Origin of the sequence: Nonomuraea rosea, assembly GCF_039539705.1 — a bacterium.
GTDB classification, from domain to species: Bacteria; Actinomycetota; Actinomycetes; order Streptosporangiales; family Streptosporangiaceae; genus Nonomuraea; species Nonomuraea rosea.
Genome location: NZ_BAABDQ010000013.1, coordinates 45,557 through 59,997, shown reverse-complemented (window position 1 = coordinate 59,997; position 14,441 = coordinate 45,557). Strand labels below are relative to the sequence as shown.

Annotated in this window: 10 protein-coding genes; 2 read left to right on the top strand and 8 right to left on the bottom strand. The window is 71.8% G+C overall.

The window, feature by feature from the left end:
- Positions 1–10: 10 nt before the first annotated feature.
- The 5 genes from ABEA43_RS28170 to xylA form a co-directional block, all read right to left on the bottom strand.
- Positions 11–226 (bottom strand): hypothetical protein, encoded by a 216-nt coding sequence (locus ABEA43_RS28170; RefSeq protein ID WP_345566433.1) that lies wholly within the window; start codon positions 224–226, stop codon positions 11–13.
- 3 nt (positions 227–229) lie between these two features.
- Positions 230–1,573 carry a S8 family serine peptidase gene (locus ABEA43_RS28165; RefSeq protein ID WP_345566431.1) on the bottom strand — a complete coding sequence of 448 codons (1,344 nt, stop codon included), beginning with the start codon at positions 1,571–1,573 and terminating at the stop codon, positions 230–232.
- Between the two features lie 138 nt (positions 1,574–1,711).
- Positions 1,712–2,815 (bottom strand): Gfo/Idh/MocA family protein, encoded by a 1,104-nt coding sequence (locus tag ABEA43_RS28160; RefSeq protein ID WP_345566429.1) that lies wholly within the window; start codon positions 2,813–2,815, stop codon positions 1,712–1,714.
- Positions 2,812–3,564 carry a sugar phosphate isomerase/epimerase family protein gene (locus ABEA43_RS28155; RefSeq protein ID WP_345566427.1) on the bottom strand — a complete coding sequence of 251 codons (753 nt, stop codon included), beginning with the start codon at positions 3,562–3,564 and terminating at the stop codon, positions 2,812–2,814. The genes ABEA43_RS28160 and ABEA43_RS28155 overlap by 4 nt, the downstream gene beginning before the upstream one ends.
- Entirely contained in the window at positions 3,561–4,712 is a 1,152-nt protein-coding gene (gene xylA, locus ABEA43_RS28150; protein WP_345566425.1) for a xylose isomerase, read from the bottom strand. Before xylA ends, ABEA43_RS28155 begins: the two co-directional genes overlap by 4 nt.
- Before the next feature lie 113 nt (positions 4,713–4,825).
- Between xylA and ABEA43_RS28145 the strand changes: the two genes are divergently transcribed.
- Both ABEA43_RS28145 and ABEA43_RS28140 read left to right on the top strand, forming a co-directional pair.
- Positions 4,826–5,914, top strand: a complete 1,089-nt coding sequence (locus ABEA43_RS28145) for an ROK family protein (RefSeq protein WP_345566423.1) — start codon at positions 4,826–4,828, stop codon at positions 5,912–5,914.
- A 114-nt stretch (positions 5,915–6,028) separates the two neighbouring features.
- A complete protein-coding gene (locus ABEA43_RS28140; RefSeq protein ID WP_345566422.1) occupies positions 6,029–7,093 on the top strand; it encodes a threonine aldolase family protein in 1,065 nt (354 codons plus the stop codon).
- A gap of 121 nt (positions 7,094–7,214) precedes the next feature.
- On the opposite strand, the gene ABEA43_RS28135 is transcribed toward ABEA43_RS28140, so the two are convergent.
- The 3 genes from ABEA43_RS28135 to ABEA43_RS28125 all read right to left on the bottom strand — a co-directional run bounded on the left by ABEA43_RS28135 (position 7,215) and on the right by ABEA43_RS28125 (position 14,386).
- Entirely contained in the window at positions 7,215–10,247 is a 3,033-nt protein-coding gene (locus ABEA43_RS28135) for a GH92 family glycosyl hydrolase (protein WP_345566421.1), read from the bottom strand.
- Between the two features lie 115 nt (positions 10,248–10,362).
- Positions 10,363–13,032: an MGH1-like glycoside hydrolase domain-containing protein gene (locus ABEA43_RS28130; RefSeq protein WP_345566420.1), complete on the bottom strand. Its 2,670-nt coding sequence runs from the start codon at positions 13,030–13,032 to the stop codon at positions 10,363–10,365.
- A gap of 142 nt (positions 13,033–13,174) precedes the next feature.
- On the bottom strand, positions 13,175–14,386 hold the full coding sequence (locus tag ABEA43_RS28125) for a winged helix-turn-helix domain-containing protein (protein ID WP_345566418.1): 1,212 nt from the start codon (positions 14,384–14,386) through the stop codon (positions 13,175–13,177).
- Positions 14,387–14,441: the final 55 nt, after the last annotated feature.

Sequence of the window (14,441 nt, the reverse complement as noted above, 5' to 3'; positions counted from 1 at the left end):
TCCTCCCTGGTCAGGTGGTGGGTTCGATGGGCGGGTCGGAGAAGACGTGGCAAAGACGGCGATCGAGTCTTTCCGCCGACTTCTCGGTGACCCGCAGGACGTGCAGCCCCGGGGCGACGCTCACGAGCCCGTAGCCCGTGTCGGCCTCCTCCGGGGACACGCCCAGCAGGTGCAGCGCGTCGGCGAGAGTCGCCTCCTGCGGCAGGCGCACCTGGACGAGGAGCATGGATCAGGCCGCTCGCGTCCCGCTCTGCCGGCCGAGCGCGGCCAGGACGGCGACCGGGTCGATGATGCCGTACCCGTAGTCGTAGTCGAAGCCCACCGTGCTGCGGTCGTCGGCGGTGCGGTTGATCAGCGTGCGCAGCTGCGCGGGGGAGAGCTGCGTGGCGGACCTGCGAGAGCGGACGGCCGCGACCACGCCGGCCGCCACGGGGCAGGCGGCGGAGGTGCCGGTGTCGGCGGCGCCGACGGCCTCGGAGCCGGCGAAGTGCGTGTACGCGCAGAAGTCGGGCTTGCGCTCGGACAGCCGGCCGGGGCCCTGGGAGGAGTAGCCCACGCGCTCGCCACGGGTGTCCACGCCGCCGACGGAGGAGACGGAGGGGTGGGAGTTGGCGCCGTTGATCGGGCGGTCGGGGAAGCCGCACCTCTTGTCCGGGCATTCGCGGCCGCAGTTGCCCGCCGCGAACAGGATGTCGGCCCCCGCGTCCTCCAGGCTGCCGACGATCACGTTGAACGGGTGCGCGGGGTTGTCGGAGTAGTTGCTGGGATGGCCGGGCGGGAAGTCGCCCTGGGGCGAGAACAGGCCCCAGCTGTTGGTGACCACCAGGGACTTGGACTCGGCGGGCATGGCCTTCAGCACGTTGGCCAGGTGGGAGTAGGCGGCGATCGCGTCGGAGAGGAGGCCGCTCATCCCGCTGCTGCGGCTCAGCAGGACGGGGATGTCCAGCAGGGTCGCCTTCGGGGCGGCGAGCAGCGCGTCGAAGGCGCACATGGTGCCGTGGTCGACGGCGTACTTGCCGGGGGTGCGGTCGACGCCCGCCGGGCTCCAGCTCCGCTTCGCGTCGATGCTGACGGCGTGGCCGATGCGCGCCTCGACGTGCGCGGCGTTGATGCCGCTGTCCACGACCGCGAGGGCCACACCGCTGCCGTCGTGCCCCTGCGCCCACAGGTCGGAGGCGTGCAGGAGCCGCCTGACCTCCTGCCAGTCGCCCACGGGCCCGTCGCCGCCGCAGGTCGCGTTCGGCTCGATGACCGGGTCGACGTACACGCCGACGACCTCGCGTACGGACGCGGGCAGCAGCGAAGCCCTGGTCGAGAACTCGGCGTCGGAGATCTCGCCGCGCACCAGCACGGAGGCGTCCTCCGGGGTCAGCGAGAACCCGACCCGCTGGTGCAGCGACAGCGGATCGCCGTGGGCCGTGACAGGACGTGGGACGGGCACGGGCTCGAACGCGTCGTCGAGCAGGACTCCCCGCAGCTCGCCGATGATGTCGGCGACCGTGGTCCGGACGTCCGGATCGATCACCGAGGCGACGACGTCGGCGGCGGGGCGGAGCTGGATGAGGACACGCATCGAATACCACCTTGGGTTTCGTGACCGAGTGATTACCTAAGGTGATGGTGCCCGGCCGACTTGGGAAGACTCCTTTGTGTAAGGATGTTGTCACTTTATGTAATCGAAGCCGGGCGACGCCCGTCGCCCGGCTGTCGATCAGGAAAGGGTCGCGGCGTACGGGTCCCAGCCCGCCGGCAGCGCCTCCGGCACGGCCGTGCCCGAGGTGATGCTCCTGAACTCCGAGCGCTCGCCCGACTCCGCGATGGCGGCCATCAGCTCCAGCACGTGGAAGGCCAGCTCGCCGGACGCGCGGTGCGGCGCGTCCGCCCGGAGCGACCTGGCCAGGTCCAGCACGCCGATCCCGCGCCCGGCCGTCGTGCCCGTCACCGGCAGCTCACGCCAGTCCGTGTCCCGCAGGCCGCGGGCCAGCAGCGGGCCCTCGAAGGTGTTGGGATCGGGCAGGGACAGGGCGCCCTCCGTGCCGATGATCTCGATCAGCCGCCGGTTGACGGCCGAGTCGAAGCTGAACGTGGCCGACGCCGTCGCGCTGCCCGGGAAGTCCAGCAGGGCGTTGACGTGGGTCGGGACGTCCACGGGGAACGAGGTGCCCTCCTTGGGCCCCGAGCCGACCAGGCGACGGCCGCGGGCCTTGCGGGTGTCGGCCGCCACCTGGCTGACGGGGCCGAGCAGGGACACCAGGGCGGTCAGGTAGTAGGGGCCCAGGTCGAAGAGCGGGCCCGCGCCCGGCTGGTAGAAGAACTCCGGGTTGGGGTGCCAGGACTCGGGGCCGAGGCTCTGCGTGGCCGCGGTGACCGCGACCGGCTCGCCGATGAGCCCCGAGCGCAGGGCGTGCAGCGTGGACTGCAGCCCGGCGCCCAGGAAGGTGTCGGGGGCGCCGCCGACGCGCAACCCCAGACCGGCGGCCTCGGCCATGACCTTCGCCGCCTCGTCGGTGTTCATCGCGAGCGGCTTCTCGCCGTACACGTGCTTGCCCGCGCGCAGGCTCTCCAGCGCGACGGCCGCGTGCGCGGACGGGACGGTGAGGTTGACCACGATCTCGACCTCGGGCACCGCGAGCACGGTGGCGAGGGTTCCCGACACGGGCACGTCGTGCTCGCGCGCCACCTCGGCGGCGCGCCCGGCGTCGATGTCCGCGACGCCGAGCACGCGCACGTCGGGGAAGTCGTTGAGGTTGCGTAGGTACTGGCCGCTGATCACTCCGGCGCCGACCAGGGCGACGCCGACGGGGCCGTTGCTCAAGAGCTCTCCAATTCCGCCGATGAGGTGAGGTAGGCGTGGCTGTCCGCGAGGGCGGCGAAGACGTCGGTCGCGCACTCGTCCAGCTCCACGATGCGCCACGCGTCCGGCGCGGCGGCGAGGATGTCCGGTACGGGCATGACGCCCTGGCCCACCGCGGTGTGCGGCTCGCCCTTGACCACAGGGCCGTCCTTGACGTGCAGCGCCAGCGTGCGCTGTCCGAGGCGGCCGAGCAGGGCGGGCACGTCCGCGCCGCCCACCGCCGCCCAGTACGTGTCGATCTCCAGGAACACCTCGGGCGCGAGCAGGTCCGCCAGCACCTCGATGGCGTGCCTGCCGTCGATCCTGGGCTCGATCTCCCACCAGTGGTTGTGGTAGCCGATCCGCATCCCGTGCCCCGCGGCCTGCTCGGCCAGGCCGTTCAGCAGGTCGGCCGTGCGCGAGAGGCCGTCGCGGGTGGTGAACTCCGCCTCCGCGATCCCGCCGGGGATGATCACCAGGTCGGTGCCGACCGTGGCGATCGCGTCGAAGACCTTCGCGGGCTCCTCGCTGAGCAGCGCGTACGCGTGCGTGCTCGACACGCTCAGCCCCAGGTCGTCGGCGACCTGGCGGAACCCCTTGGGGTCGGTGGTGGGGTCGTAGGGCTCGACGGACCGGTAGCCGATCTCCGCGATCCGCCGCAGCACGCCGTCCCGATCGGCCGCTAACGCGTCTCTGACGGTGTAGAGCTGGACACTGATGGGTTTGCTCATCCGCGTACCCCCATGAGGTGTTCGAGCGCGAGCTGGTTGAGCCGGGTGAAGTGGAAGCCGCGGGCGGCCGCCACCTCGGGGTCGAATTCGTCCTTGGCCAGGTCGGCCCAGGTCTCACCGGCGGCGAGCGTGGGCTGGGCGAGCTCGTCCACGCGCGAGGCGCGCAGGGCCTCCTGGACCTCCGGGTCGGCGCGGTAGGCGCGCGACTTCTCCTTGAGGATCAGGTACGTGCGCATGTTCGCGGCGGCCGAGACCCACACGTCCTCGGGGTCCTCGGTGCGCAGCGGCTTGTAGTCGAAGTGGCGCGGGCCCTCGTAGCCGCCGTTCTCCAGCAGGTCCACCAGGAAGAACGCGCTCTTGAGGTCGCCGTGGCCGAAGATCAGGTCCTGGTCGTACTTGGGGCCGTGCTGGCCGTTGAGGTCGATGTGGAAGAGCTTGCCGTGCCAGAGGGCCTGGGCGATGCCGTGCACGAAGTTCAGGCCGGCCATCTGCTCGTGGCCGACCTCGGGGTTGAGGCCCACCATCTCGGGGTGCTCCAGCTCGTTGATCAGCGCCAGGGCGTGGCCGATGGTCGGCAGGAGGATGTCGCCGCGGGGCTCGTTCGGCTTGGGCTCAAGGGCGAAGCGCATGTCGTAGCCGCGCTCGCGGACGTACGAGCAGAGCAGGTCGAGGCCTTCCTTGTAGCGCTCCATGGCGGCCCTGACGTCCTTGGCCGCGTCCGACTCCGAGCCCTCGCGCCCGCCCCAGCAGACGTAGGTCGTGGCGCCCAGCGAGGCGGCCAGGTCGATGTTGCGGATCACCTTGCGCAGGGCGTAGCGGCGTACGTCGCGGTCGTTGCTGGTGAACGCGCCGTCCTTGAAGACGGGGTGCGTGAACAGGTTCGTGGTGGCCATCGGCACCTTCATGCCGGTCTCGTCCAGCGCCTTCTTGAACGCGGCGACGGCCTTGTCCCGGTCGGGCTCGACGGCGAGCAGGTCGTCGTCGTGGAAGGTGACGCCGTGCGCGCCCAGCTCGGCCAGCCGGTGCACGCTCTCCACCGGGTCGAGCGCCGGCCTGGAGGCATCGCCGAACGGGTCGCGGGCTTGCCAGCCGACCGTCCACAGCCCGAAGGTGAAGCGGTCGGCGGGGGTGGGCGTGAAATCGGGCATTGTGTGCTCCCTCTATTTTTAGTCCATAATCTGTACATAATCCTGAGGAGGTGGGCATGCCGTCGTCAAGAGGGGTGCGGCATGATTCCATGCGCGCCCGTAACTTGGCCGTAGTGCTGGGGACCATCCACCGATCAGGACCGCACACCAGGGCCGCGCTCGCCGAGCTGACCGGGCTCACCAAGACGACCGTATCCAGCCTGGTCTCGGATCTCCTGGAGGCGGGGGTGGTGACCGAGAGCGGCACCGTGCGGGCGGGCGAGCGCGGGCGGCCCGGCGTGGCGGTGAGCCTGAGCGGGCACCGGCTGGCCACCCTGGGGCTGGAGATCAACATCGACTACCTGGCCGCGTGCGTGGTCGATCTGACCCGTACCGTGCGGCTGCGGCGGACGCGGCCGGCCGACAACCGCAACTCCAACCCGGCCGACATCCTCCAGGAGCTGCGCGACCTGGTGAAGGAGACGACGGCGGAGGCCGAGTCGGCCGGGCTGCGGGTCATCGGCGCGGCGCTCGCCGTCCCCGGCACGGTCGAGGACGGCGTGCTGCGGAGCGCGCCGCACCTCGGCTGGCGGGACGTACGGGTGGCGGACCTGATCGACCTGCCGTTCGCCATCGACAACGAGGCGAACCTGGCGGCGCTCGGCGAGCTGTGGTTCGGCTCGCGCGAGACGGACTTCCTGTACGTCTCCGGCGAGATCGGCATCGGCGCCGGGCTCGTGGTCGGTGGGACGGTGTTCAAGGGCACGTTCGGGCTGGCGGGCGAGCTGGGGCACGTCGTCGTCGTGCCGGACGGGCCCGCGTGCAGGTGCGGCGGGCGCGGCTGCCTGGAGGTGTACGCCGGCCAGGACGCCCTGCTCGGACCCTTGGCCTCGGTCGCGGACCTGGTGGGCCGGCTGGAGTCGGGCGACCGGCGGGCCCTGGAGGCGTGCGAGCGGGCCGGTCACGCGCTCGGCGTGGCGCTCACCTCGGCCGTCCACCTGCTCGACCCCGGCAGGATCGTGCTCGGCGGGATCTACGCGCCCCTCTACCCGTGGCTCGAAGGGCCGGTCGCCGAGGGGCTGGGGGCCCGGCTGGGGCAGATGCGCGGCACGCCGCCGGCCCTCACGGTGTCGGGGATCGGCGCGGACGCGGCCGTGCTGGGCGCGGCCGGGCTGATCATCCAGCAGCTCATCGCGGAGCCCGCCCAGGTGCTCGGCCTCTGAGTCGCCGAGCCCGCTCAGGTGCTCGCCTCTGAGCGGCCGGGCTGCCCAGGCGCGCGGCCTCTGGCGGGTGACGCTGCTTCAGCGGGCGTGACGTCGCGCGGTATTTTCTGCGCCATGGACCCTTCGACACCGCGGATCAGGCGGTCGCTGTTCCTGCACGCCCCGATCGGCCGCAGGCCGGCCGCCATGCTGCGCCGCATGCTGGAGCTCGTCGACGACGACACCCTGCCGGAGGCCCCGCAGGCGGCGGTCGAGGCGCGGCTGGCTGAGCTGCTGGGCAAGGAGGCGGCGCTGTTCTTCCCGACGGGGACGATGGCGCAGCAGGTCGCGCTGCGCGTGCACGCCTCCCGCAGGGGCCGTACCGCCTTCGCCGCGCACCCGCAGACCCACCTGGACGTGTGGGAGGAGCAGGGCTACAGCGTGGTGCACGGCCTGCGCCTGCACCGGGCGGGCGACCGCAACGAGCTGATGACCGGGGCCGACCTCGAAGCGGTTGCGGAGCCGCCGGCCGCCGTCGTGTGGGAGCTGCCGCAGCGCGACCTCGGCGGCCTGCTGCCCGAGTGGGACGACCTGCGCGCGCAGGTCGCCGTCGCGCGGCAGCGCGGAGCGGCCGCGCACCTGGACGGAGCCCGGCTGTGGGAGGCCCAGACGTACTACCGGCGGCCTCACGCCGAGATCGCCGGGTTGTTCGACTCCGTGTACGTCTCGCTCTACAAGGCGCTCCAGGGCGTCTCCGGGGCCGTCCTGCTGGCCGACGCGGACACGATCGCCGAGGCGGGCGTATGGCTGAACCGGCTCGGCGGGCACGCCGAGTCCTGGCCGCAGGCCCTCGCGGCGCTCGCCGGTCTCGACACGCTGCTGCCGCGCATGGAGTCGTTCCGCGAGCACGCCGTCGCGATCGCGGCGGCCGTCAACGAGGACGGTGTGGCCTTCGCCTGGCCCGACCCGCCGCAGACGCCCCTGTTCCACGTGCACCTGCCCGCCGGGCGGCGGGCGGTCGCCGCCGCGGGGGCCGCGATGCTGGCTGAGCACGGGGTGCAGCTCTACGGGCGCGTGCGCTCGGCGCCCGACCCGCGCCGGTCGAGCTTCGAGATCACGGTCGGGGAGAACGCCATGGACTTCACCCCGGAGGAGGTCGCCGGGCTCATCCGCGAGCTCGTGGCGCGAGCGACGGGCTGAGCTCGGCGACCCGGGCCGCCGTTACGTGACCCGGCCGTCGTGACTTGGGCCGTCGTGACCTGGGCCGCTGTGGCCCGGGCCGTCGTGGCCCGGGCCGCCGCTGCGTGACCTTGGGCCGCCGCTATGCGGCCGGTTGGCCGCTCAGGGCGAAGATCTTCACGTTGGGGACCGCGGAGCTGGTGAACGAGATCGCCTCGCGGGCCGGGTCGGCGGGGACGCGTACGCGCCAGATGGTCACCTTGCGGCCGTCGGCGGTGCCGTTGACGTTGTAGCGGGTGCCGGCCGTGACGGCCGCCTCCTCGCCGAAGCGCGGCGCCGTGCTCGCCCAGTCGGTGACCTTCAAGGGCGCGGCGGACGTCGTGCCGTCGGCGTAGGCGATGGTGAGCTCGGTCTGCTGGTCGCCGTTGACGGCGGTGACGAGCAGGTCGAGAGCCTGGTAGCGGCCCGGGGTCAGGTAGGTGCGCTGGCCGCGGAGGCTGTGGAAGTTCCCCGTGGTGCCCTTCGTCTCGGGGATCAGGTAGCCGGGCGTGGACTGCGTGCCGGGGGCGGGGAGCTGCTCGGCGGGGAAGCTCCAGCCCTTGCCGTCCAGGTTGCCCTGGGACTTGGCGTCGCCGGTGGCCACGCCGTCCACGTCGTACTGGAGGTTCTGGGCGCACGCGGAGCCGGTCGGCACGCAGGCGGCGGGCAGGTTCGGCACCGGGGCGTCCGCCGCGGGGACGTGGTCCACCGGCAGGTCGCCGGTCGCCGTGCCCCAGGAGGTGTTCGCCGTGGCGCCCACGTTGACCACCACGTCGCCGCCCCTGTTGAGCAGCGACTCGGGGAGCCAGGACCGGGAGTACGCCTTGCCGTTCACCCGCACGTCCTGCACGTAGATCGCGTCGGGGGCCGCCCGCGGGGCGGTCACCGTGATGGTCCTGCCGTTGCCGCGCTTGATCCACGCCTTCTGGAACATCGGGCTGGACAGCAGCATCTCGGCGCGGCTCGGCGTCTGGGGGTACATGCCGAGCGCGGCGAAGACGTACCAGGCGGACATGGTGCCGAGGTCGTCGTTGCCCGGCAGGCCGCCCGGCCCGGTCTTGTAGACCAGGGACGCCATCGCGCGCACGGTCTGCTGCGTCTTCCACGGCTGACCCAGCGCGTTGTAGAGCCACGGGACGTGGATGCCCGGCTCGTTCGTGGGGTCGTAGCGGAAGCCGTCGCCGCCGGTCGCCCACGAGCCGTCGGCGCGGTGGAAGAACGCATCGAGCCGCTTGGCGGCCTGCTCCTTGCCGCCCATGGCGGCGGCGAGGCCGGACACGTCGTGCTGGACCATCCAGGTGTAGGTCGCGCTGGTGCCCTGGGCGAAGCCCGCGTCAGAGGTCGTGGAGAACGGCCACAGCCAGCTCCCGTCGGCCTTGCGCGCCTGCTGGTAACCGCCCTCCTGGCCGGCCGACGGGTTGAAGGTGTTGCGCCACCAACCGGCCCGCGGCATCAGCGTGTCGTGCTCGGCCGTGCGGCCGAGCCGCTTCGCCCAGTCCGCGAGCGCGAAGTCGGCCGCCGCGTCCTCCAGCGTCTCCGCCGCGCCGCCCCAGCAGTGGCAGGTGTCCTGGGGCGCGTAGTGCAGCCGCAGGTACTCGGCCAGGTTCGGCCGCTGACCCTCGCACTGCCCCGGGCAGCCCGCGTCGGACAGGCCCGACGGGTGCGGCACGGTCGCCTGCGTCACCAGGGAGTCGAACGCGCCGCGCACGTCGAAGTTGCGCACGCCGAGCGCGTGGAAGCCGGCCAGCGTGGGGGCCGACGGGTCGCCGGTCATCACGTGCGTGGGCCCGTTCACGTGGACCCAGCGGTCCCACACGCCGCCGTTCTGCCCGGCCAGGTTGTACAGGGATTGCGCGAAGTCGCCCGCTACCTCCGGTTCGAGCAGGGCGAGGAGCTGGGTGTGCGCCCGATACTGGTCCCAGCCGGAGAAGTTGCCGTACTGGGCCCGCTGGCCCCTGGCGAGCCGGTGCACCTTCTGGTCGCTGCCGAGGTAGGTGCCGGCGACGTCGCTGGTGACGTTCGGCTGGAGGTAGGAGTGGTAGAGGGCCGTGTAGAACGGGGTGAGCTGGTCCGCGGAGCCGCCGGCCACCTCGATCGAGCGCAGTCGTTCCGCCCAGGCCCTGGTCGCCTTGGCCGCCACCGAGCCGACGTCGTCCCGTTTGGTGACCTCGCGGGCGAGGTTCTGCCTGGCGGCGTCCAGGCTCGTGTAGGAGATGCCCACCTTCATCCGCACGTCGGCGTCGGAGGCGGTGTCGAAGCTGACGTATCCGCCGGAGCCGCGGCCCGCGCGGTCCGCCCCGGTCGCGTAGCCCTCGCCGCCGCTCGCCGTCGTCGTGCCGGGACGCAGGTCGCCGTCGACCCACGTGCCGGTGCCGGAGAAGGCGCGGTCGAACGACGCGGCGAAGTGCAGCCGGTAGTAGGTCTTCCGGTTGTTGACGCCGCCGTTGGCGCGGCGCCCGCAGAACGCGCCGGTCAGCACCGAGCCGGTGACCGTACGCGTGGCGGGGTCGATGGTGATCTCGGCGTCCTCGCTGCCGTTGAGCGAGTTGGACACCCGGAACAGCAGGTTGGCCGTGGCGCCCTTCGGGAAGGCGAACTCGCCGACGCCCGCGCGCGTGGTGACCGAGAGGTCGGCCTTGACGCCGGAGTCCAGCGTGACGGTGTACCGGCCGGGCTTCGCGCTCTCGTTGTCGTGGCTGAAGCCGCCGGCGTAGACGGCGTCCTTCGTGTCCGCCGTCGGCGAGGAGGTCACCTCGCCGGCCCACGGCATGATCGGGATGTCGCCCGCCGCCCCTGGATGGCAGCCCGCGCCGTTGACGTGCGTGAGCGCGAAGCCGCGCACCCGGGGTGTGGCGTAGGAGTAGCCGTTGGCGCCGGCGGCGTTGGTCTGGTCGCCCGCCGTGTTGGTCGGGCTCCACGAGATCATCCCGAACGGCAGGACCGCGCCGGGATAGGTGTTGCCGCCGTTGGCGGAGCCGATCAGCGGATCGACATGACTGACGGGATCGGAGACCTTGCCGGGGATGGACCGGGCGGGATCGGCGGCGGCCGGTCCGGCGGTGATGAGGACGGCGGTCGTCGATGCGATGATCGCGCCGATGAGCGGCGTGGCTAGCCACGAACGGGGAGGGGACACCTCGTGATCACACCGGTCCACATTAACCGAGTCATGAACGCTCAAGTAAGCACAGAAGTCCTCAAAGATAAAAGCCCCGGGGCCCGCGGTCCGGCGGATCGCGAGCCCGGGTGTCTCAGCCGAGCCCCTCCTCGGATCGGCCGCCGGTCAGGAAGTCGGTGGCGGACAGCCGCCCGTTCATGATCATGAGGGCGGCGACGGTGGCGGTCCACCCGGTCTGGTGGGAGGCCCCGAGGCCCGCGCCGTTGTCGCCGTGGAAGTACTCGTAGAACGACACGAGGTCCCGCCAGTGCGGATCCTCCTGGAACTTGCGCTGCCCGCCGTACACCGGCCGCCGCCCGTCCGCGCCGCGCTGGAAGACGCGGACGAGCCGCTCGGAGATCTCCCTGCTGACCTCGTACAGGGTCAGCTGGTTGCCCGATCCCGTGGGGCACTCGACGGTGAAGTCGTCGCCGTAGTAGGCGTACAGGTGCAGCAGCGCCCGGATGATGAGCGCGTTGATCGGGAACCAGACCGGTCCGCGCCAGTTGGAGTTGCCGCCGAACATCCCGCTGTCGGACTCGGCCGGCAGGTACGCCACGCGATATTCGCGCCCGTCCACCCAGAACGCGTACGGATGCTCGGCGTGGTGCTTCGACAGCGACCTGATCCCGTACGGGCTCAGGAACTCCGACTCGTCGAGCATCCGGGCCAGCACCCGCCTGAGCTTGCCCTGGTCCAGCAGGGACAGCAGCCGGCGGTTCGCCACCCCGGGCCGGTCGGCCGCCGACATGCCCTGGGTCACCGCGGGATGCCGCCGCGCGAACGCCCTGATCTTGTTGAACAGCCGCGCGTCCTCCTCCGCCGCGCGCGGCACGAACACGCTGGACGCGCACAGCGGCAGCAGCCCGACCATCGAGCGGACCCTGAGGCGGGTGGCGTCGCCGTTCGGCAGGCGCAGCACGTCGTAGAAGAACCCGTCGGCCTCGTCCCACATCTCGTCCTTGACCTCGCCGGTCCGGTCGATCGAGGCGGAGATGCGCAGGAAGTGCTCGGCGAACTTGACGGCCAGATCCTCGTACGCGGGCGCCCGGTCCGACAGCTCGGCCGCCATCTGCAGCATGGTCTGCGTGTAGAACGCCATCCACGCCGTCCCGTCGGCCTGGTCGAGCGTGCCGCCGGTGGGCAGCGGGGCGCTGCGGTCGAACACGCCGATGTTGTCCAGCCCGAGGAAGCCGCCCTGGAAGACGTTGCGGCCGTCGGGGTCCTTGCGGTTGACCCACCAGGTGAAGTTCACCAGCAGCTTCTGGAACACCCGCTCCAGGAAGTCCAGGTCGCTGTGGCCGGTGAGCCGGCGGTCCATGCTGTTGATGAAGCGGGCGGCCCACGCGTGGACGGGCGGGTTGACGTCGCTGAACTCCCACTCGTACGCGGGAATCTGCCCGTTGGCGTGCAGGTGCCGGTCGCACAGCAGCACCTCGACCTGGTGCTTGGCCAGATCGACGTCGACCATGGCGAGCGCGACCGCGTGGAAGGCCAGGTCCCAGGCGGCGAACCAGGGATATTCCCACTTGTCCGGCATGACCAGCACGTCGTCGGCGTTCATGTCGAACCACGACTGGTTGCGGCCCTTCTTCGGCGTCCACGGGTCCGAGCCGTGCTCGGCCAGCCAGGTCTCGACGTCGAAGTAGTAGTACTGCTTGCCCCACAGCAGGCCGGACAGGGCCTGGCGGAGCACGCGGGCGTCGTCCTGGCTCGCGCCCTCGGCGGCGAGCTCGTCGTAGAAGCCGTCCGCCTCGGCCCGCCGCCGCGCCATCACCTCGTCGAAGGCCGATCCCAGCGGGTCCTGGACGTCCGCGGCGGTAAGCCGGACCCGCACGGTCGCCTCCCCGCCGGCCGGCACCCGCAGCACGTACTGGGCGGCGGCCTTGGTGCCGGTGCGCGCCGGGTTGATCGCGCGGTCGTCCCCGTCGACGACGTGGCGGCCGATGCCGTCCTTGACGTACGGGGCGGGGTTCGGGGTGTGGAACACCCGCTCGTTGTCCGTCTCGTTCTCGGTGAACAGCAGCGGCACGTCGGCCGCGCAGTGCAGCCGGTACGTGCCGAGGTCCTGATGGTCGGCCTGGATCACGCCGGGGGCGGTCGCCCGCATCGACGGCTTGGCCGTGCCCTGGCCCCACGACCAGGTGTTGCGGAACCACAGGGTCGGCAGGACGTGCACCGTGGCGTCCTCCGGGCCCCTGTTGGCCACGGTGACGAGCACGAGCAGGTCGTCGGGGGCGGCCTTGGCGTACTCGAAGAAGACGTCGAAGTAGCGGTCGTCGTCGAAGACGCCGGTGTCGAGCAGCTCGTACTCGAAGGCGTGCCGGTCGCGGGCCCTGCTGGTGGCGATCAGGTTCTCGTAGGGGAACGGGGCCTGGGGGTATTTGTACAGGTAACGCATGTAGGAGTGGGTCGGCGTGTTGTCGAGGTAGAAGTAGTAGTCCTTGACGTCCTCGCCGTGGTTGCCCTCGCCGTTGGTCAGCCCGAACGGCCGCTCCTTCAGTATCGGGTCCCTGCCGTTCCACAGGGCCATCGACAGGCACAGGCGCTGCTTGTCGTCGCTGACGCCGCCGAGCCCGTCCTCGCCCCAGCGGTAGGCGCGCGAGCGGGCGTGGTCGTGCGGGAAGTAGTTCCAGGCGTCGCCGTCGTAGCTGTAGTCCTCGCGGACCGTGCCCCATTGCCGTTCGCTCAGGTAGGGGCCCCACCTGCGCCATGGCGCGTCTGCAGCGGCCGACTGCCGTAGTCGTCCTCGTTCTGCATCCATTTGCGCAGCATCCTCCCGGCGGGCGGTCGCGCCTGCTCTCCCCGAGGTGACGTCGCCGATCCCGCCGGGCGCTCGCCGGGCACTGTCGCGCGCTTGTTACGGCGGTTGCCGGGCGGTCGTCACGGTGGCCCTTGGGTGCTCGTCACGTGGTGCGCCAGGCCGCCGCCACCTTGTCGCCGTAGGAGATCTCGCGGGCGCCGGCGAACGCGGCCAGCTCGGCGACCGCCCGGCCGACGGCCTGTGTGGTCTCCCGGTCCGGGACCGTGTCCGGCTCGGGGAACAGCCCCTCGATCTCCAGCAGGCCCCGGCGCCGATCCAGGCGTGGCACGAGCCGGCCGGCCAGCCGGTCGCCGTGCAGGATGGGCAGGATGTAGTGGCCGTACTGGCGCTTGTCCTTGGGGATGTACATCTCCGTGCGGAACGCGAAGCCCCACAGGCGCTCGGTCCGCGCCCGGTCGCAGATGAGGTTGTCGAACGGCGACAGCAGCGTCGTGCGCGGCTCCCAGCCGGAGTCGAGCAGGCCGAGCACGTCGCGGTGCGCGTACCAGCGCTCGGTGCCGCCCTCGACCTCGACCGGCCGCACGCGGCCCGCCCGCTCCAGCTTGACCAGCACCTCGGCGAGGCCGGGATAGCGGTCGCGGACGAAGTGGCGCTCGATGTCGGCCGCGCGGGCCACGCCGAGCGCGCGCAGCGCGTGCTCGGTGGCCTGCGTGACCGCCTCCTCCTGGGTCAGCGGCGTCGGCTCCGCCGCCTCGCGCAGCCGCCGCTCGGTCAGATCCCAGTGGCGCTTGCGCCCCTCGCGCCCGGCCACCGTGATGTGCCCCTGGGACCACAGGAAGTCGAGCATCCGCTCGACGTTGCGGCCGTTGGTCCACCCGCTCGACGCCCACGCCACCACCGACAGGTCGTCGAACCCGCCGGCCGGCAGCGGCCCCTGCTCACGTAACCGGTCGAGCACGTGCTGCCGCAGCAGGTCGTTCGCCTCCAGCCAGCGGCGGACCCGCTGCCCGTCACCGGACTTGCTCCCCGGATAGGCGCGCATCATGACGTGGTGGATCGGATAGTCCTCCGCCAGCACGATCGACGCGGCGTGCGCCCAGTATTCGAACAGCCACCGCTCCTGCCACAGCAGCACGTCGAGGTCGGCCTGATCGAAGTCGCCGATCCTGCTCCACAGCACCAGCAGGTGGCTCCTGGCGATCACGTTGACCGGGTCGAGCTGCAGGCAGCGGAGCGTCCGCAGCACCTGCCGCAGCCCGTCGAGGTCGTTGCCAGGACGGCGACCGGCCAGGTGCTGGCAGCGCACGGCCAGCCGCCGCGCGGACTCCAGGCTGAGTGCCAGGGGGGATGACATGCCTACGAAGTGTAGTCGAAAAGGAGTTCGATAGCATGCGGCCACGCTCAGTGTT